Annotated in this window: 19 protein-coding genes, 1 tRNA gene and 1 pseudogene; 10 read left to right on the top strand and 11 right to left on the bottom strand. The window is 57.8% G+C overall.

Annotation, left to right across the window (positions count from 1 at the left end):
- Positions 1-13: 13 nt before the first annotated feature.
- Positions 14-1,576 (bottom strand): RNA repair transcriptional activator RtcR, encoded by a 1,563-nt coding sequence (gene rtcR / locus ACR0K9_RS09145; RefSeq protein WP_480822486.1) that lies wholly within the window; start codon positions 1,574-1,576, stop codon positions 14-16.
- 173 nt (positions 1,577-1,749) lie between these two features.
- Between rtcR and ACR0K9_RS09140 the strand changes: the two genes are divergently transcribed.
- The 3 genes from ACR0K9_RS09140 to ACR0K9_RS09130 all read left to right on the top strand — a co-directional run bounded on the left by ACR0K9_RS09140 (position 1,750) and on the right by ACR0K9_RS09130 (position 5,512).
- Positions 1,750-3,306, top strand: coding sequence for an RNA-binding protein (locus ACR0K9_RS09140; RefSeq protein ID WP_480822484.1), 1,557 nt, complete (start codon positions 1,750-1,752; stop codon positions 3,304-3,306).
- 319 nt (positions 3,307-3,625) lie between these two features.
- Complete coding sequence (locus ACR0K9_RS09135) at positions 3,626-5,041, top strand: RtcB family protein (RefSeq protein ID WP_480822482.1); 1,416 nt, start codon at positions 3,626-3,628, stop codon at positions 5,039-5,041.
- 330 nt (positions 5,042-5,371) lie between these two features.
- Positions 5,372-5,512, top strand: coding sequence for a hypothetical protein (locus ACR0K9_RS09130; protein WP_480822480.1), 141 nt, complete (start codon positions 5,372-5,374; stop codon positions 5,510-5,512).
- Here the strand turns inward: ACR0K9_RS09130 and ACR0K9_RS09125 are convergent.
- The 5 genes from ACR0K9_RS09125 to ACR0K9_RS09105 form a co-directional block, all read right to left on the bottom strand.
- Complete coding sequence (locus ACR0K9_RS09125; RefSeq protein WP_480822478.1) at positions 5,493-6,266, bottom strand: inositol monophosphatase family protein; 774 nt, start codon at positions 6,264-6,266, stop codon at positions 5,493-5,495. The genes ACR0K9_RS09130 and ACR0K9_RS09125 overlap by 20 nt on opposite strands.
- 1 nt (position 6,267) lies before the next feature.
- Positions 6,268-7,071 carry an ABC transporter permease gene (locus ACR0K9_RS09120; RefSeq protein ID WP_480822476.1) on the bottom strand — a complete coding sequence of 268 codons (804 nt, stop codon included), beginning with the start codon at positions 7,069-7,071 and terminating at the stop codon, positions 6,268-6,270.
- Positions 7,068-7,904, bottom strand: coding sequence for an ABC transporter permease (locus ACR0K9_RS09115; RefSeq protein WP_480822474.1), 837 nt, complete (start codon positions 7,902-7,904; stop codon positions 7,068-7,070). The genes ACR0K9_RS09120 and ACR0K9_RS09115 overlap by 4 nt, the downstream gene beginning before the upstream one ends.
- A gap of 74 nt (positions 7,905-7,978) precedes the next feature.
- Positions 7,979-9,121 (bottom strand): extracellular solute-binding protein, encoded by a 1,143-nt coding sequence (locus ACR0K9_RS09110; protein WP_480822472.1) that lies wholly within the window; start codon positions 9,119-9,121, stop codon positions 7,979-7,981.
- A 17-nt stretch (positions 9,122-9,138) separates the two neighbouring features.
- Complete coding sequence (locus ACR0K9_RS09105; RefSeq protein ID WP_480822470.1) at positions 9,139-10,311, bottom strand: ABC transporter ATP-binding protein; 1,173 nt, start codon at positions 10,309-10,311, stop codon at positions 9,139-9,141.
- 143 nt (positions 10,312-10,454) lie between these two features.
- Here ACR0K9_RS09105 and ACR0K9_RS09100 point away from each other — a divergent pair, with 143 nt between their 5' ends.
- From ACR0K9_RS09100 to ACR0K9_RS09085, 4 genes and pseudogenes are all read left to right on the top strand, one after another.
- Positions 10,455-11,468 carry a LacI family DNA-binding transcriptional regulator gene (locus tag ACR0K9_RS09100; RefSeq protein ID WP_480822468.1) on the top strand — a complete coding sequence of 338 codons (1,014 nt, stop codon included), beginning with the start codon at positions 10,455-10,457 and terminating at the stop codon, positions 11,466-11,468.
- A gap of 2 nt (positions 11,469-11,470) precedes the next feature.
- Positions 11,471-12,004: a 2'-5' RNA ligase family protein gene (locus tag ACR0K9_RS09095; protein ID WP_480822466.1), complete on the top strand. Its 534-nt coding sequence runs from the start codon at positions 11,471-11,473 to the stop codon at positions 12,002-12,004.
- Positions 12,005-12,042: 38 nt separating this feature from the next.
- Positions 12,043-12,180 (top strand): annotated as a pseudogene (locus ACR0K9_RS09090) (IS3 family transposase); the annotation flags it as partial.
- A gap of 117 nt (positions 12,181-12,297) precedes the next feature.
- On the top strand, positions 12,298-12,549 hold the full coding sequence (locus ACR0K9_RS09085; RefSeq protein ID WP_480822464.1) for an RNA 2'-phosphotransferase: 252 nt from the start codon (positions 12,298-12,300) through the stop codon (positions 12,547-12,549).
- Between the two features lie 180 nt (positions 12,550-12,729).
- On the opposite strand, the gene ACR0K9_RS09080 is transcribed toward ACR0K9_RS09085, so the two are convergent.
- Positions 12,730-12,805: transfer RNA gene (locus tag ACR0K9_RS09080), tRNA-Lys, on the bottom strand.
- Positions 12,806-13,017: 212 nt separating this feature from the next.
- On the opposite strand from ACR0K9_RS09080, the gene dapF reads away from it, so the two are divergent.
- Positions 13,018-13,863, top strand: coding sequence for a diaminopimelate epimerase (gene dapF / locus ACR0K9_RS09075; protein WP_480822462.1), 846 nt, complete (start codon positions 13,018-13,020; stop codon positions 13,861-13,863).
- On the top strand, positions 13,860-15,116 hold the full coding sequence (gene mtaB / locus ACR0K9_RS09070) for a tRNA (N(6)-L-threonylcarbamoyladenosine(37)-C(2))-methylthiotransferase MtaB (RefSeq protein ID WP_480822460.1): 1,257 nt from the start codon (positions 13,860-13,862) through the stop codon (positions 15,114-15,116). The genes dapF and mtaB overlap by 4 nt, the downstream gene beginning before the upstream one ends.
- 9 nt (positions 15,117-15,125) lie before the next feature.
- Here the strand turns inward: mtaB and ACR0K9_RS09065 are convergent, their stop codons facing one another.
- From ACR0K9_RS09065 to petA, 4 genes are all read right to left on the bottom strand, one after another.
- Positions 15,126-15,539: a nuclear transport factor 2 family protein gene (locus ACR0K9_RS09065; protein ID WP_480822458.1), complete on the bottom strand. Its 414-nt coding sequence runs from the start codon at positions 15,537-15,539 to the stop codon at positions 15,126-15,128.
- Between the two features lie 151 nt (positions 15,540-15,690).
- A complete protein-coding gene (locus ACR0K9_RS09060) occupies positions 15,691-16,479 on the bottom strand; it encodes a cytochrome c1 (protein ID WP_480822456.1) in 789 nt (262 codons plus the stop codon).
- Positions 16,480-16,496: 17 nt separating this feature from the next.
- Positions 16,497-17,828, bottom strand: a complete 1,332-nt coding sequence (petB, locus tag ACR0K9_RS09055) for a cytochrome b (protein ID WP_480533633.1) — start codon at positions 17,826-17,828, stop codon at positions 16,497-16,499.
- A gap of 14 nt (positions 17,829-17,842) precedes the next feature.
- The gene (gene petA, locus ACR0K9_RS09050; protein ID WP_480533635.1) at positions 17,843-18,427 is read right to left on the bottom strand and encodes a ubiquinol-cytochrome c reductase iron-sulfur subunit; all 585 of its coding nucleotides are present in this window, start codon (positions 18,425-18,427) and stop codon (positions 17,843-17,845) included.
- A gap of 451 nt (positions 18,428-18,878) precedes the next feature.
- On the opposite strand from petA, the gene ACR0K9_RS09045 reads away from it, so the two are divergent.
- Positions 18,879-19,325, top strand: coding sequence for a c-type cytochrome (locus ACR0K9_RS09045; protein WP_480822454.1), 447 nt, complete (start codon positions 18,879-18,881; stop codon positions 19,323-19,325).
- Positions 19,326-19,337 lie beyond the last annotated feature (12 nt).

Genomic DNA, 19,337 nt, shown 5'->3' with positions numbered 1-19,337 from the left:
GCACATTCACTGATCAAATTGCGCCCCAATCCAAGCCAAATTTCCCCAGATATTTCCGCAGTCTATCTGCATCATTCTGGGTTTTGCGTTTACTACGCGATACGGCAAACAAAGCGCGCCCGGCGGCACTCAGGCTAGAGGAACGGCGACAGACCCGGATCACTTCGGCAAGTTGAACAAGATCAAACGGATCCACATCAGACACCGCGTCGCCCATCACATCAGCAACCAGCTTGAAATCATCATTGGACTGGGCCGATTTCCAATCAGCCAGTAGCATCTCGATTTCGGTTGCGACCATCGCCCGGGTTATCCTCCCACGTGGCGCAAGCGTACACAGCCGTCGGATCGAACCCGAGAAGTCTCGGAAATTCCCCGGCCAACCGGTTGCTGGGTCTTTAGCGAAGTCCAGATATTTCTCACGTGCATCGGAGTTGAAACCGACATGGGTGCCCAAATCCCGTTCGCAGCGATCCAGCTCGTGTAGCAGATTGGCCTCGATGTCTTCGGCACGATTTCGCAGCGCGGGCAAGGTGAAACTCCACGTGTTCAACCGGGCCAGAAGATCCGGGCGAAACTGCCCCGACGCCGTCAAACTGCGCAGATCGCGGTTGGCACCGGCAATCAGGTGAAACCGGCTTGAGATTTCGTGGTCGGACCCCAGCGGATAAAACCGCCCGGTTTCAATCGCGTGCAGCAGAACCGACTGCATGTTGGAGTTCAACTCATCCACATCATCCAGAAACAGAACGCCGCCATCCGCTTCGCGCAACAACCCGCTGCGCTCAGTCCCCGCCGCCCCAAGGTAGGATCGGCGCTGACCAAACAGCGTCGCCATCGCGTCCGGCCCGTTTAATGTTGCGCAGTTCACGTGGACCAGGCGACCCTTGATACGGCGCCGGTCAAGTTTGAGGCCATGAATGCGTTCAGCCAGTTCAGTCTTGCCGGTACCCGTTTCTCCCAAAAGCAAGATGGGTTCGTCGGAATTGCTCGCCACCAACTCAATCCGGTCGATCAACGCATTGTAGCGCACGTTGCGCGTTTCGATTCCGCCCTTCAATTGGTCGCTGTATTCGCGCGACAGTTGGTCAAACCGCTGCTGCAGCGCATTGTAGCGACTGAGATCCAGGTCAATGATGTCGAACTTTGGCGTGTCGTCATCCGGGCCGGGCGGCCCGGTCTGGATCAGCCGCGCGGGGATATGGCGGCTCTCGGTCAGCAGGAACCAGCAGATTTGCGCCACATGTGTCCCGGTGGTCAGGTGGACGTGATATTGCTCGCGATCCTCGTCGAACCCATAGCTGCGGGCAAAATCGAACAGCTTGCCGTAGACTTCCTGAAAATCCCACGGGTCGTCCAGATCCATCTGTTGCAGCAGCACCTCGGTCCGGGGCGAGGCGTCTTCGATTTCACGTTTGACCTGATGGGCAAGACGATTGTGTTTGCGGTCATGCAGCAGTTCAAGCCGGTGCAGGTCGAAATGGTCATGGGTGGTCAGGCTGGGCGTCGGTTTCCAGCGCCGTTTCTTGCCCATATCGAGCTGCGTGCCGAGGAATCCGATGACAACGTTCTTCATGGTCTATCTAATTTTATAATTTACGCTCTTGATGTATCGTATCTCTAAGCACGCCTCTCATCAACAGGTAGGATTTATAAAATAATTCAACCACTTACGCTGATCTAAAGTTTTTCTCTGACCGTGCCCCTATCCATGGCAAAACATCCTCACAAACAAACGAGGACGAAGACATGGCGAACAAATCCGTGTTTGCATCGATCAAAGGCCGGTTGCTGCCGAAGGCAACTGCAAAGAACGCCCATGGCGCACCGGCCTATGCGTATTGTGATGCTCATGCTCTGGCACAGGTCGCCGTGACCGGCACATTCGGAGGTATGTTCTATCAATCGCCACAGGAAGAACTGGAATACGTTCTGGATGTGGCCGAGACCGTTGAGCCGAAGTTTCTGGCGCAGGCGGCGATTTATGCCCGCCAGTCGGGATACATGAAGGATATGCCTGCGGTTCTGCTAGCTATCCTGGCCCGGCGCGACCCGGCGCTGTTCCGCGCGGCCTTTGGTCGGGTGGTCGATAACGGCAAGATGCTGCGCACTTTTGTGCAGGTCATCCGGTCGGGGCAGACAGGGCGGAAGTCTCTGGGGTCCGCGCCGAAAGCGATGGTGCAGAACTGGCTGAACACTGCGTCTGACCGGGCGCTGTTGAACGCCAATATCGGGAATGACCCGTCTTTGGCAGACGTGATCAAGATGGTGCACCCGAAACCGGCCTCGGCCGAGCGGGAAGCGCTGTTTGCCTGGATCGTCGGGCGGCCGTGCAATCTGGCACGGCTGCCACGGGCCCTGCAGGACTGGATCGCGTTTCGTGAGACCGGCAAAGGCTCGGTGCCGGATGTACCGTACCAGATGCTGACGCAGCTGGAGCTGTCGCCGGAACATTGGGCGCGGATCGCGCGCAAGAGCTCGTGGCAGATGGTGCGACAGAACCTGAACACGTTTCAGCGTCATGGCGTTTTCAACGTGGCCAAGAATGTGGATCATGTGGCTGCACTGCTGCGGGACCCGAAGGCCATCGCCAAGGCGCGAGCGTTTCCGTACCAACTGATGGTGGCGGCGCAGAACGTGACCGGTGATATGCCGCGTCAGATCGTGGACGCGCTGCACGATGCGATGGAGATCGCGGTGCAGAACGTGCCGAAGATCGACGGTCAGGTTGTCGTGTGCCCGGATGTATCGGGCTCGATGACATGGGCCGTGACCGGGTATCGCCCGGGGGCGACCTCGGCTGTGCGGCACGTGGATGTGGCGGCGCTGGTGGCGGCAGCCTTCCAGCGCGTGAACCGCGGGTGTCAGGTTCTGCCGTTCGACTTCGACGTGCGTGACGTACGTCTGGAGCCGCGCGACACGATCCTGACCAATGCCGAGCGTCTGGCCGCTCTGGCAGGTGGCGGGACGAACTGTTCCGCACCGCTGGCCTGGCTGAACAAACGTGGCCGCGCGCCGGATCTGGTGGTGTTCGTGTCTGACAACCAGTCGTGGGTGGACGCCCGCAACGGTGGTCAGGGAACGGCGATGTTGAAGGAATGGGAGGTGATCAAGCGTCGCAACCTGAAGGCCAAACTGGTCTGCATCGACATCGCCCCATACGGGACCACGCAGGTGCAGACGCGTGCCGATGTGCTGAATGTCGGCGGCTTCTCGGATGCGGTCTTTGACCAGATCGCGGGTTTTGCCGCCGGTCAAACCGGCCCGGATCATTGGGTCGGCGAGATCGAAAAGATCGACATATAATCAAGGCTGGGGCGGTACGCCGCCCGGGCCGCCAGACAACATCAGGCAGAATGCCGGTGGGACTACATCGCTATGACCGATCCGCGCCCGTAGAGGGCGCCGTCTCACCATCCCTTGTCTGCCTGACCCGAATTATAAGGAATATCCCGGCGAATGCCGAAGGAACTACATGGCTCAACAGGGACAGGTCGAGCGGGTTCAACTCCCCTCCGTGCCGGCGCCCAGATGGCAAACGCATCTGCCCATTCAGATGCGGGGCGGGCCTCCCGAACTGTTTCTTCACCTTTTGTCGCCGGGGCCTGAGCAAAAGAAAATGACAATGACACAGGAAAACACATTCGACCCGGTGACCGGGGAGCATTTGAAAGGCTGGGGGCATCGCCCCGGCAAGCAATTTCCCGCCCTGCTGGCACGCGCGAACGAGATGCGGGCCGAAGGGTTCGGGCTAGTGCGTATCCGGCAGGAGCTGGAGGGTGAGATTCCACCCGCCCCGGTGACCATGGATCTGCGCGCAGCCGGAGAAGTGCCGTTTCATGAAAACATCGACATGGATCATCCGGACGAGGAAGACAATGTCGACAAGGTGCGCGAGACCATGACGGCGCTGATGCGGACGCCGACGATCGAGGCCGGGGCGATCATGCCGGATGCCTGTCCGGCGGGGCCTGTTGGCACCATTCCGGTGGGCGGCGTGGCAGCGGCGCGGAATGCGATCCATCCGGGAATGCACTCGGCTGACATCTGCTGTTCAGTCATGATCACGGATCTGGGCCATGCCGATCCCAAGGCGGTGCTGGACGCGGCCCAGTCGGTCACGCATTTCGGACCCGGTGGGCGACCGCAAGGCAAGCGGTTCACAACCTCGATGAAGCTGATGGACGCGTTCCGGGAAAATCCGTTTCTGGACAACCCGAAATCCCTGCGCATGGCGCAGGAGCATATGGGCACACAAGGGGACGGGAACCACTTCCTGTTTGTCGGGCGCTCACGCAAGACTGGGCGCACGGCCATCGTGACCCACCATGGGTCGCGCGGACCGGGGGCGGTTCTGTATAAGCATGGGATGCATGTGGCCGAGAAGTTCCGCAAAGAACTGTCGCCCGAGACTGCCAAGCAGAATGCCTGGATCCCGGCAGATACCGAGGAAGGACGCGACTATTGGGAGGCGCTTCAGCTGATCCGTAAGTGGACCAAGGCCAACCACAACGCCATCCACCAAGCAACGGTCGAGACCGCGCGCGTGGGCGATGTGGGCGAACGGTTCTGGAATGAGCACAACTTCGTCTTCAAGCGGGGCGATATCTATTACCACGGCAAGGGCGCGACCCCTGCCTGGGATGGGTATGCATCGGATGCGACAGGGCTGACGCTTATTCCGTTGAACATGTCCGAACCCGTGCTTGTTGTGCGCGGCAAGGACGCGGATCACGGTCTGGGGTTCAGCCCCCATGGTGCAGGGCGCAACTTCTCGCGGTCCGAGCACAAGCGCCGAATGGGTACGGTCACGCCCGAGCAGATGCTGAAGGCGGAAACCGAGGGCTTGGATATTCGGTTCCATGCCGGGGGCGTTGACGCCTCGGAACTGCCGTCGAGCTATAAGAACGCCGACAATGTGGTTGCCCAGATCAAATCCTACGATCTGGCTGAGATCGAAGACTATATCGACCCTTACGGCTGCATCATGGCAGGAGACGTGCCGCCGTTCTGGAAAAACAAGAAGAAAGGCCGCCGGTGATCACCGGCGCCCTTTGCCATCCATCCATGAGTGGACATTGGGTTCCGGCTCTAGGCACACATCGGATTCGGTTGATTTGTGTCCGCCCAAATTGGCCTGTGTGCCCTAAACCCCAACGCGTTACTGATTGACCAAATTGTGCAAATCGAACTTACCCTTGCCGCACCCGATGCTGCTGGCTACGCCGCGTAATGATCTTGGATTCATGCAGCACAAGCATCCTGACCACATGCGCTGGCGAGAGACATCGGCGGGTTAGTTCACGATTTTCTACCCTGAAATAACTCCGTTGCGCACCGCAAGCTGCGGCTCAATCAGGCCAGAGACGCCATGGCTGCGCATGTTACGCTGCAGATGGGCAGCCTGACCTATGGTGACCGGCGTTGGCAGGGCTTTGATGCCGCAACACTGGCCGAGGTGTCGAACATATCGAACCGCACCTTCGTCAAAATCATCGCACGCATTCGCTGATCGCAGCGTGCATAGGCTTGCCACAAGCCAGAACCCGGCTGCCATGGGCCAAGAAACGGTCCAGAGGATCGCAGTCAAACTGGCCTCCAGCCTCCACAATCATGGGTATCGCAGCGAAGGCGTCCCAGGCGTTCAGATGCGCCTCGAAATACCCTTCGGCCTGACCCGAGGCGACCGCCAGCAAACTGATCGCGGCCGATCCATTGCGGCGGTACTCCATCCCGGCATCCAGAAGCGTCTGGATTATAGCGGTGTGCTCAGCAATCGTCCGCCGGTTCGACCAGCCCAACATCAGCACTGCGCGATCAGGTTCAGCGCAGTCTGACACGCTCAGACGCTCTCCATTCAGCCAGGCGCCGTTTCCGGTAGCGGCCCAGGCGAGCATGTTCAGATCCGGCGCGCAGATCACGCCCAAATGTATCTGGCCACCTTCATAGAACGCGATGCATACACCCCAATCCCGGTGACCGCGCATGAAATTGGCGGTGCCGTCTATCGGATCCACAACCCAGATAGCCTGCCCGCTGCCGGAAACACCGTGTTCCTCGCCCAGCATCGCGTCGGATGGCCAATGTTCGGCAATACGCTTACGGATCAGGTCTTCGACGGCGCGATCCGCAAATGTTACGAAATCCTGTGGGCCTTTTTCCGCGACAAACTCGGCGCTTCGTTCTGTCCTGAGGCGTTGGGCCAGTTGTCCGGCCTCTTGCGCCAGAGATTTGGCGAATGACAGACGGTCGTCGATGTCGGTCATGTCAGCTTCCTACTTTCGCCAGAACATCCGATTTCAGAAACCGTTCGATGAACAGCATAAATCCCACCGAAGGAACAAGCAGAATGAGCGCAGTGATCGAGGCGATCTGATAGTTCCCCTCCATCGATGCTGTGAACAGCAGCAGTGGCATGGTCGTCACGTCTGGTACGCCGACAAAGTAAGTGCCGGTGAACTCATCCAGTGAGATGAGGAAAACGAAGATGGCGCTGGCCATCAGGCCCGGCAGCGCAAGCGGCAAAGTCACTGTGCGGAATACGGTGAAAGGCGAGGCACCTATATTGGCTGCGGCTTCCTCAAGTTCGCGGTCAACGGCAGCGAAGGCGGCGGTGGCAATCCAGACCGAAAACACCAGCCCCTGGATCGTGTGCACCAGAACAACGCCCAGATATGTGCCGTTCAGGCCCAGGCCATAGAAAATGCGCGCGATGTTCATATGCACAGCAATCGACGGAAAGGCCTGCGGCAACAGAAACAGAAGCAGAAAGAACGTCCGCCATGGCAGGCTGCCGCGACCCAGTGCCAGCCCCGCAGGGATCGCCACCGCCAGCGAGGCCAACACGGTGAAAAATGCGATCAGAACCGAACTCCAAAGCGACTCCATGGCGTTGCCCTGCGGACGGAACACACGCTCCCAAAATGAAAAGCCATAGCTTTGGGGAAGTTTGGCGGGAAAGTACCATGTCTCCGCCACTGACCAGATCAGCATGTTGGTGATCGGGCCAAAAATGGCGAAGGCCAGCAGAGCCAAAAGGATGGCGGTCACGGTCGTGCGCAGAACAGTCATACCGGTTTTCCCCCTTCCCGCACACCCTGGCGCAGGTAGATCCATGCGATGACGGCCGTCATGGCATATGAGATGAAGCCAAGCGCGTTTGCGACGCCGTAATCCGAATAGGCGTTGATGCGCCATGCCATGTCGACTGTGATCATCGTCGGTGTCTGTGCGTTGATCATAAGCGGAACGGACAGGACCGACATCATCACCACATAAGACAGGATCAGCCCCACCATTAGCGTGGTGGCCACCTGTGGCACCACAATCTCGAACAGGATGCGGAAACGGGACGCACCCAGATTGCGGGCGGCTTCGATCGTTGAACGGTTAAGCGCTGCCATGGCACCCGCCACCAGAAGTGCCACGAAAGGCGTTTGTTTCCAAACAAAGGTGATAACAATGCCACGCCAGTCCAGATAGCTGGTGGCTTGCAAGGGCTCCATCAATCCGGTCGAGACGATGATGTTGTTCATCATGCCGTTCTTGGCCAGAAATGTGCGCATCAACTGCGCAGCGACCACAAAAGGAATGAATAGGGGCCAGCGATAGAGCCAGCGCAAGACCACAAGGGCAACCCGGTTTTCACCAAGCGTCAGGTAACCGCCAATGGCAATCGATATGGCGCCGATGATAATGGTGGACAGGGTCACGATAATCAGCGTGAACAGAATGTCGTTCGAATAAAGTGCAAAAGCCTTGATGAAATTCTGAAGACCCCAGCCGCCCAGTTCCTCATCCCGGAACGCCCAAAGCAACGAATAGCCCAAGGGATAGAGAAACAGCAGTCCAAGCAGTACGATGGCCGGAGCGACCAGAACCAAAGAGGTTTTGCGTGTGATCATCTTTTTTCGGTCCAGAGTGTTCAGGTGCGGGCCGAACGGAACGGGCCCGCACCAAGGTTTCCGCTATTGGCAGTTTAGTTGGAAACCTTCTGCTCATAAGCCTCGCGGATGTCGTCAAAATACGGGCCCAGCGGGAAGGATTTGCCTTTGGCAGCCAAATCTTCCGGCGTCACGTCCGTGAACAACTTGTCCCAGACCTCTTTGTCCAACGAGGGCTCAACATGCTGGGCATCGATGCCCGGATACCAGTTGAAACGTTTGACGATGCCCTCGGCCTGTACATCGGGGCTGGTGGCCAGCGCGATGAACTTGCGCGCGGCTTCGGCATTCTCGGCCTTGGCGGGAACCGCGTAGTAGTACGGCTGACCCGGCATTCCCGGCTCGGGCAGCAGCAGCTTGAGGTTCGGGTTCAGGCGCCCGTCAGCCTGCCAAGTGTAGAACATATCGACCCAGACCGGACCCATCACGATCTCGCCCCGGTTCATCATGTCCAGCGTGCCAGCGTTGCCCGGGGTAAAGGTGACGTTTTCATTGAACGCTTTCAGATCGTTGAGGGCCTGATCCCAGCTGTTCTTCAGTTCTGGGTCGTAGGGACCATTCATCAGCTGATCAGTGTTGCCCGCATAGGCATACATCCAGGCAGCCGTAAAGGCGACGCCGGACATACCGTTCTTGATACCGTTATAGCCGAACGCGCCCTTGTTTTCCGCGGTCCAGGTTTTCAGCTCGTCGAAGCTGTTAGGTGGGTTTTCAACCAGATCGGGATTATAGGCGATCGCTGTCTGGCTGTGGAACATCGGCATGACGTAGCCCGTTACATCAGTGCCCAGAGCCGTTCTGGACGTGTCGCGCGTGGCCAGTTTGCCAGTGTCGATATCATCGACATATTGCTGCAGCAGGCCCTCGGTAACCATTTCTCCGGTTTTCAGCTGGGTCATGACGACGACATCAGTGTCCCACGCATCATTTCCGGCCTGTGCCTTGATTTTTTCAAGGATCGCCTGGCTGCCCGCGTTGCCGGGGCCGGTGCCAACCACGTTTACGGTCCAGCCCGGGTTTTGTTCCTCGAACAGAGGGCCCAGATAGTCGGTGACATAGTCGACCATGTTCTGGCTACCGCCAGAGGCCACGTTCAATACGTTTTCGGCTTGCGCCGCACTGGTTGCGATCAGAGCGATGGCTGCTGATGCAAAAAGATTTGCAATTTTTGAAGTCATGGTGTTTCTCCAGGGTCTCAGAGGTGTTGTGCGGCCTGGCTCGCCGCCTCGGGTCCGGTCACGGCTGTCTGGGACTTTGCAGGAAACAGACTAAGGGCCGTGGCCGGTACGCTTACATCGACCGCCGAGCCGATGGGCATCTTGTGGGTATTGTCGGCCATGATACGGGTCTCGCCGACCTGAATTTCATGACGGTAGACCGATCCCAGATACGAATGCTGAACCACCGTTCCGGGCAATGTCAAAGCATGACCTGCCGCCCGACCCAGCTGCGCAGCATCACTGTGAAACAGGATGTCGACCGGACCATTTCGGGGCTCGGGGAAATGGACGCCAGAGGTGTTTTCGTCCAAGATCGGTAGTCGGTGCAGGTGGCCATCGACCTTTAGGTCGACAAACTGTGAGCCAACGGTGGCGTTGCCGGTCAAGCTGTTTCCAGCCCCCATGAACCGGGCGACATAGGGGTTTGCGGGCGTATGAAAAACGTCCTCGGGTGTGCCGACCTGCGCGATGCGGCCCTGATTCAGGATTACCACCCGGTCCGCCATCGACATCGCCTCTTCTCGGTCATGAGTGACAAGAACGGTGGTCAGACCCAGCCGTTGTTGCAGGCTGCGAATCTCGTGCCGCATATTGGCGCGGATACCGGCGTCGAGGTTGGACAGCGGTTCATCCAGCAACAGCACCGGAGGGTCAATTGCCAGCGCCCGCGCCAAAGCAACCCTTTGCCTCTGACCACCGGACAAGGCCCCGATCTTGCGGTGGATCAAATCACTCAACCCAACCAGTGCGGCCATTTCCCGGACCCGCGCCGAAATCTGCGCCTTGCTTTTCTTGCGCAGCCTCAACCCGTATCCAATATTCTGCGCCACGTTCATATGCGGCCACAGGGCATAGGATTGGAACATCATCGCCATTCCGCGCTTCTCGGGCGTGGTGTGGCTCATGTCCTGCCCGTCGACGGAAATCGACCCACCGCGTACCGGTACGAACCCAGCGAGCGCGCGCAAGAGCGTGGTCTTGCCGCAGCCAGATGCACCAAGCAATGCGATGAACTCTCCGGCCCCTACATCAAGATCTATTTCCGACAGCACATCCTGCTCGGCATACCCCACCCGCAAGCCACGCAGCTGTATCTCGGCTCCGAGGGTGGAGGAGGTGTTTTCGTAATCGACCGGCGCAAGGTTCATTTTGCATCTTTCATAATTCTGCTACATACGTAGTGAACACGTGTTCACCCAACGGTAAGAAATGACACCTTTATGACGCAAGCTAAAATTTCAGATATTCACAAAAGTAACACCATCGCAGCGAGACGAGACCCGGCTGAAATATGAATACAGGCAAAACTTCCAAACCTCGACGCGTTACAGCGAAACAGGTTGCGCAGGCGGCCGGTGTCTCGCGCTCGGCGGTGTCGCGTGCGTTCACGCCAGGCTCTCCTTTGGATGAAGACAAGAAAAAGAAAATTCTTCAGGTTTCCGAACAGCTTGGATATCGACCCAATGCGCTGGCGGCAGGGCTGCAAAGCACCGGTCGATCTAACCTTGTGGCTATCGTCACAGGCGATCTGGTGAACCATTACGACAGTGAGATTCTGGGCAAACTGATGCAGGGTTTGCACGGGATGGGCAAGTGGCCTGTGGTGCTTGGCGGATCCGTCGAAACGTCAGAGGCAGAAGTGCTTGAGGTCCTGGCTTACCCGCTGGATGCCCTGATTCTGCGCGGCGGGAGCGTAGAAGAATCAGTTGCAATTCACTGTGCCAAACTGAACATCCCGCTGATCATATCCGGACGCGTGATGCAGGCTGAGCGGGTGGATTGTGTCTGTTGCGACAACACGCAGGGGGCTGAACTGGCCGTATCCCATCTCATTGCCCAAGGGAAATCCCGTTTGGGCTATCTTGGCGGGCTGGAGCATCTTTCTTCTGACCAGGAGCGCAAGGCGGGCTTCGTAGCGGCACTGACCAAAGCGGGTCTGAAACCCGCCATCATCAGACATTCCGACTTTAGCTATGAGGGCGGGTATCGCTCCATCACTCAGATGCTGCGCGACAAATGCGATCTGGATGGGCTTTTTTGCGCGAATGATGCGATGGCTTTGGGCGCATTGGCGGCGGCACGGCAGGAATTTGGCCTGACTATCCCGACCGAGCTTTCAGTGGTGGGCTTTGATGACATCGCGATTGCCCAATGGCCCAGCTTTCAGCTGTCCACAGTGCGCAACGACATGGATCAGACAGTTTCAGAGATTTTGCGGCTGCTGTCCGAAAGATTGGATCATCCGGAAAAACCCAGCGAGACCGTATTCATCGCTCCGGAATTTATTTCTCGAGGGACGCACTGATCATGAAGGCCGATGTCGCAACCTATTCCGTGTGGATGATCCCGGAGGAACCGGACCTGACCAACCTGAGCATCAGGATCAGAAATTTTGCCGATGCACATGGCACTCCGTCCTTTGTGCCGCATGTTACGCTTATAGGTGATCTTGCGGGTGAAGAAACCGAGTTGGCCGCTCTGCTTGGCCGCATGTCGACCGGGTTCTCATGTCATGACCTGACCGTAACCGGCGTGAAGGCCGAAGATATTTTCTTTAAGTCTTTGTATCTTGACCTGTCGCCAACGCCCGACTTGCTCTGCGAGCAAGCGTCACTGACGCAAGGTTTACCGGCCTCTCAGCGCCCTCGCGCGTTTCAACCTCATATCAGCGTGGCTTATGGTCCAATCAAACCCGAGGTTAAAGCTACAGAGACCAAAGTCCTGAAGAACCTGATCGGCACAACGCTGAGTTTCAGGTATTTGCATCTGGTTAAGTCCAGCCAAAATGTGCCGATTGAGGACTGGGAAACATTGCAAGCATTTAGACTCAAAACCTATTAGACAGGTTCTTGAGCTCATGCCGCAGAGTTTTTTTATTTCTGAAAATACCGAAGCCCGAGGAGATTGTCTCGAAGTTACGGCAGGTTGAAGATCTGATTGGGCAAGGCATGTCCCGCCTTGATGCGATCAGGCAGATCGGTGTTGCCGAACAAACCTGTTACCGTTGGCGCAAGAAATGAACCGTTGAAGGCGCCATTGGTTCGAGCCCAACGGCGAATGCGGAATGGGCGTAGATCAGTTGAAGGAACTGAAACGGCTTCAGAATTGGAGCCGGTCATCCGCGTGCAAACAAAATGGCAATGCCCTTGCAACACTTTCACTCGGGAAATTGGATCTCGAACCCTGGGCGTCGTCATCAAGTTCACCTCTCTTTGGATTCTGACACGGCTGAACGCGTCGGCCAAAGACACGGAAAACCAGTCGTCCTAAGAGTTGAGGCGCAACGAATGTTTGAGGACGGGTTTCTGTTCTATTGCGCCGACAACGGCGTTTGGCTCACTGACAAGGTGCCAGCGGACTACTTGGGATTCGGGAAGACTGCATAGAAACGAGAACAGTTCGCAAATGGGCTGCTATGAACGCGGTTTTGTCTGAATACTATCGAGAGCGCCAAAATCCGAGGCACACAAAAAAATCGCGATGTGCAAATTCTACTGATCTGCGCTAAAAAGCGACGGAATCCTGTCAAAAGAGACAAACTTCGTGTCATCTTTCATTATGAAAAGTGGTGAGCCGTGCAGGATTCGAACCTGCGACCCACTGATTAAAAGTCAGTTGCTCTACCAACTGAGCTAACGGCCCACTCTTTTATCTGGATCTTTATGATCCGTGGCGCTCTGTAAGGCATTTTCCCGATCGGGTTCAAGACCTTATTTTGCACCGCGTTTCGCCGTCTTCCCATACAGGATCGGCGACCCGATAGGCGGCCTAATTAGGCAGGTGATGCAGGGGGGTCAACCCCTTTTTTCAGGAATCTTCACGACAGGGTGGATTCGCCTTCAGACCAAGGTTATATGCCCGCCATGCAACGATCAAACGACACCGGATTGCCCTTCATGAAGATGCACGGGCTGGGCAATGACTTTGTCATTGTGGATGCGCGCGCGCAGGCAGTGTCGATTACTCCGGCACAGGCATCGGGAATCGGCCATCGTCAATTCGGTGTCGGGTTCGATCAGCTGGCGGTGATCGGCAGCAGCGACAATGCGGATGCGCATCTGATTTTTTATAATGCCGACGGGTCGACCTCGGCCGCATGTGGGAATGCCACCCGCTGTATTGCCCGGTTCCTGATCGAAGAGATTGGCAAATCCAGCCTGACACTGACCACCGAACGTGGAACGCTGCTCGCCCGGGACGCCGGTAACGGCCTGACGGCGGTCAATATGGGGCATCCACAAACCGACTGGCAGGACATTCCACTGGCCGAGGATGTGGACACGCTGGAACTGCCGGTCGAAGGCGGGCCGACCGCTACGGGCATGGGAAACCCGCATTGCACGTTCTTTGTCGAAGATGCCGAAGCCATCCCCCTGGCCGAATTTGGCGCGCGATACGAACATCACCCGCTGTACCCTCAGCGGACAAATGTGCAGGTCGCGCAGCTGATCGGGCCGGACCACATCCGTATGCGGGTCTGGGAGCGCGGCGTCGGGATCACGCTCGCCTCGGGATCGTCTTCCTGCGCCACTGCAGTGGCGGCAGCGCGGCGCAGTCTGACCGGACGGAAGGTGCAGATCGATCTGGATGGCGGCACAATCTGGATTGACTGGCGCGAGGATGGTGTCTGGATGACCGGACCCACGGCCCATGTCTTCTCGGGCACTTTGACGCCAGAGTTTCTGAGGTCGCTGGGATGAATCCGCCCAAGTTTACCACTCTTGGCTGCCGCCTGAACGCCTATGAAACCGAGGCAATGAAAGAGTTGTCGCAGCAGGCCGGGCTGACGGATGCCGTAATCGTCAACACATGCGCTGTGACCGCCGAGGCCGTTCGCAAAGCCCGGCAGGAGATTCGCAAGCTGCGGCGTGAAAACCCGGACGCACGCCTGATCGTCACCGGTTGCGCCGCACAGACCGAGCCTCAGACCTTTGCTGAAATGGATGAGGTCGATGCAGTGATCGGCAACACCGAGAAGATGCAGCCCGAAACCTGGAAAAGTATGGCTGCCGATTTCATCGGCGAGACCGAGGCGGTACAAGTCGACGATATCATGTCGGTCACCGAAACCGCAGGCCATCTGATCGACGGTTTCGGCACCCGCTCGCGCGCTTATGTGCAGGTCCAGAATGGCTGTGATCACCGCTGCACGTTCTGCATCATCCCCTATGGCCGCGGCAACTCGCGCAGTGTCCCGGCGGGCGTGGTGGTGGATCAGATCAAGCGGCTGGTGGATCGTGGATATAATGAAGTGGTTCTGACCGGAGTGGACCTGACCTCGTGGGGCGCAGATCTGCCCGCCGGGCCAAAGCTGGGCGATCTGGTGATGCGTATCCTGAAGCTGGTGCCGGACCTGCCGCGCCTGCGCATCAGCTCGATCGACTCGATCGAGGTGGACGAGAACCTGATGCAGGCCATCGCAACCGAGCCACGCCTGATGCCGCATCTGCATCTGTCGCTGCAGCATGGCGACGACCTGATCCTGAAACGGATGAAACGCCGCCACCTGCGCGACGACGCCATCCGCTTTACGGAAGAGGCCCGTAAACTGCGGCCCGAAATGACATTCGGGGCCGATATCATCGCAGGATTCCCGACCGAGTCAGCGGCGCATTTCGAAAACTCGCTGAAGCTGGTTACCGATTGCAACCTGACTTGGCTGCATGTCTTCCCCTATTCCAAGCGCGAGGGCACGCCTGCTGCACGCATCCCGCAGCAGGTGAATGGCAATGTGATCAAAGACCGCGCCGCGCGTTTGCGTGCCGCGGGCGAAGTGCAGGTCTCAAAACACCTGGCCGCGCAGATTGGTAAGACCCATCACATCCTGATGGAGAACCCCCACATGGGCCGGACCGAGCAGTTTGCCGAGGTTACATTCGACACCCCTCAGACCGAGGGTCAGATTGTGCAGGCCGAAATATCCGGTCAAACCGGCACGCAACTGACAGCCTGACGGCTTGCGTTAATTCGCTGCGGCGGCCACGGCTGCAGTGTCGTAGAACTCTTCATATTCGCAGACCAGACCATCGCGGAAGCGGCAGATCACCACGACTGGTGTTTCCACACGTTTTCCCGTGGTTTTGTGGGTCCAGGCCGTTGTGCCGATACCAACAACCCTGTCGCCTTCGGAAATCGTATCTTGCAGAGTCCAATGCTGCATCTCGAACGCATCGGTCAGCGCTTTCAGATAGGCGTGCATTTCGGCCCTGCCATGCCGGGTGCAACTGAATTCCAGCCCGTATTTTCCGCGCCCGATCGAGCACAGGCGGAGATCATCGGTGGTATATTGATCCCACATCGACAAATCCGCCCCCTTCGACGCATTCCAGGCCGTATACGCCTCACGCAGTTTGGCAGCATGTGTCTGAGCAGTCATGAAAATCCCTCCCAATATCACTTGTTGAAAATGGCGGACCGAAACAGAAGCGCGGCTTCGGTCAGGCTGAATGATAACACTCGACACCATAAAACAGAAAAACCCGGCGCGGGGCGCCGGGTTTTTGCAGATTTCAGATTGAGGTGGCGGGTCAGACGGACTTCTTGCCTTTGACCGGTGCCCACAGGCGTTTGTTCACCAGATACAGCAGGACCGACAGGACCGACAGGAACAGAACACCAACGAAACCGGCGTTTTTGCGCTCCATCATTTTCGGCTCAGCAGTCCACATCAGGAAGGCTGCAACATCCTCGGACATGGCTTCAACCGTGTTGGCATGACCATCGGCAAACTCAACCTGCTCATCCGCCAGCGGCGGTGCCATCGAGATCCAGCCACCGGGGAAGGCGGTGTTTTCATACAGGGTAGCGCCAGCTTCAGTCTTTTCCTTACCAGTATAGCCGTCCAGCAGTGATGCGATGTATTCTGCGCCGCCCATACCTTTGACCAACTGGTTGATCCCCAGACCATACGGGCCGTGGAACCCGGCGCGGGCCTTGGCCATCAGGCTCAGATCCGGTGCGCCGACACCGTCGTTGACCGGGAAGTGGTCGGTCGGAATGGCCGGGCGGAAATCGTCCAGCTCAGGGTCGAACACTTCGAAATTATCGGCCGCATATACGATGACCTGTTCTTCCGAATATCCCAGCGCTTCAAGGTCGCGCAGAGGCACGTACCTCAGGCCGTGGCAGGCTGCGCAGACTTCGGTATAGATCTGAAGACCGCGTTGCAGCTGGTTCTTGTCCCAGGTGCCGAAGGGACCTTCGAACGAAAAGTCGAAGTCTTCGATATGCTGCTTTACTTCGCTGCTGGCCGCAAAGGTTGCGGCAGGCGCGAAGGCCAAAGCAAGAGCGGCACCGATTGCAAGTTTCTTGAACATGTTTCCGGTCCCTCTTCTTACTCGGCCGGCGTGGCATCGGCGTCAGCCTTGCCATAATGCGCGTTGAAGTCTTCTTCGATGGTCTCTGGCTGGGCATCGGGTTTTTCGATGACACCCAAGATCGGCAGGATCACGAAGAAATAGGCGAACCAGTAGGCCGAAGCGATCAGCGAGAAGGTCGCGTAAGGCTCTTCCGCGGGCATCGCACCCAGCCACATCAGGGCAAAGAAGTCGATGATCAGCAGATAGAACCACCACTTGAACATGGGGCGGTACTTGCCCGAACGCACGCTCGAGGTATCCAGCCAGGGAGCCAGAGCCATGGCCAGGATCGCACCGAACATTGCCACCACACCAAAGAACTTGGCGTCGACAATGCCGCCGGTGATGAAGCTGGCGAACTGCACGACCCAGACCTCGCCGGTGAAGGCGCGCAGGATCGCGTAGAACGGCAGGAAGTACCATTCGGGCACGATATGTGCGGGTGTGACCAGCGGGTTGGCTTCGATGTAGTTGTCCGGGTGACCCAGATAGTTCGGCATGAAGCCGACAACCGCCCAGAACACGACCAGAATGACAACCAGCGCGAACAGGTCCTTGATCACGAAATAGGGCCAGAACGGCAGCGTGTCTTTCTCGGCCTCGGCTTTCGAACCGCGGCGCACTTCAACACCCGTGGGGTTGTTGTTGCCGGTGGTGTGGAAGGCCCAGATGTGCACGATCACCAGCGCCGCAATCACGAAGGGCAGCAGGTAGTGCAGCGAGAAGAAGCGGTTCAGCGTGGCGTTGTCCACCGCCGGTCCGCCCAGCAGCCAGGTCTGGATCGCGTCACCTACAAACGGGATCGCGCCAAACAGGCCGGTGATCACGGTCGCACCCCAGAAGGACATCTGACCCCAGGGCAGAACGTAGCCCATGAAGGCGGTGCCCATCATCATCAGGTAGATCAGCATACCGATGATCCACGTGATCTCACGCGGGGCTTTGTACGAGCCGTAGAACAGGCCACGGAAGATGTGGATATAGACAGCTACAAAGAACAGCGAAGCGCCGTTCATGTGCAGATATCGCAGCATATAGCCGCCGTTCACGTTACGCATGATGTGCTCGATGCTGGCAAAGGCCAGATCGACATGCGGGGTATAGTGCATCACCAGAACGATACCGGTGACGATTTGCAGCGCCAGGCAGAATGCCAGGACGATGCCCCAGATCCACCACCAGTTCAGGTTCTTGGGGGTCGGGATCATGAGGGTGTCATACAGCAGGCCGACGATGGGCAAGCGGCTGTTCAGCCACTTCTCGCCGTTTGTCTTCGGCTCGTAATGATCGTGGGGAATTCCGGACATAAGTTGGGTCTCCCTTAGCCGAGTTTGATGGTTGTTGCGTCGACCCACTCAGCGGGCGGAACAGGCAGGTTTTCAGGCGCGGGACCTTTGCGGATCCGGCCAGCCAGATCATAGTGCGAGCCGTGGCAGGGGCAGAACCAGCCGCCAAAGTCACCAGCATCCCCCAGAGGCACACAGCCCAGGTGCGTACAGACGCCCATCTGAACGATCCATGCACCCGGCGCTTCGCCTTCAGGCGACGGCATCACGCGGTTGGCGTCGGTCGCCGGTGCATCAGGGTTCAGGTTGAAGTTGCGCGCCAGCGGATCCGGCAGGGCATCAACGCCGTCGGCGTCCTGCTCCTGTGCTTCCTGGATCTCGGCACCGGTGCGGTGACGGATAAAGACGGGTTTACCCAGCCATTTGACGGTCAGCTGTGTGCCCGGCTCAACCCCGCTGACGTCGGTTCGGATCGAGGACAGGGCCTGAACGTCTGCCGATGGGTTCATCTGGTTGATCAGGGGCCATACGGCTGCACCGGCAGTCACGACACCTGCGCCGCCAGCGACGTAATACAGGAAATCTCTGCGGGTGCCTTCGTGGTCTTCTGCGTGGGACACGAGGTTTTCTCCGATTGTCTGGCGCCCGCGGACGGGCAAATAGCTCGCGCACCGCACGAATGCGGCGTCTTAACCGCGCTGTCTATCGGGGAGATTAGTGTTCGTCTAGCGGTCATAAACGCGCAATACGCCGCATCTGGGTTTTTTATCACAGGGCATCTGACTTTTTTGATGTTTCAGCGCCACATCTTTTCGCAAGCCGCCGATTCGAAAGGGTTTGATTCGCCCGCGATCTCGGATTTCGGGCAGAATCGATGGCACGCTGCACCCCCATCTCTTGATTGATGCAGAATCGTGCAAGGTGTCACCTTCAGATTCGGCTTTGTTCCCGTGCAAATGACAGGTTTGAGATAGACCATTTATTCTGCACACAACCAATCCGTTTCCTGTTGCACTTATTACGCGAATGCCAGACATCCGACCCCGCGCGAACGCCGATCAGGAGACCCCAATGTCAAAGCCCCCCTTGGCCGCCGTTCTGTTAACGATTGCACTGACCACTCAGGTCGCCGCCGCCGGTGATCCGGCGAAAGGCGAAAAACTTTATAACCGCTGCTCTTCCTGCCACGCGATCATCAAAGATGGTGAGGTTTTGGTAAAAGGCGGCATCACCGGACCGAATCTCTATGGAGTCGTGGGCCGCGTTGCCGGATCCGAGAACGACTATCGCTATGGCAGCGAACGCCTGCCCGTTGGCATGTTCACCGATGACATGATCCGCGCCGGCGAAGAAGGCCTTGTCTGGACCGAAGACAATATCGCCGCCTATTCCAAGGATCCCATCCGGTTCATTCAGGATTATCTGGATGACGAGTCCGCACGCCCGAACATGAGCGTCAAACTGAAGAAAGGCGCCGAAGACATCGCCGCCTATCTGACGACGTTCAGTCCCCAGTGACCTTGATCACCG

The organism is Ruegeria sp. L12, assembly GCF_056531745.1.
Note: the sequence above shows the minus strand (reverse complement) of the source record. Positions and strands in the feature narration are given on the sequence as shown.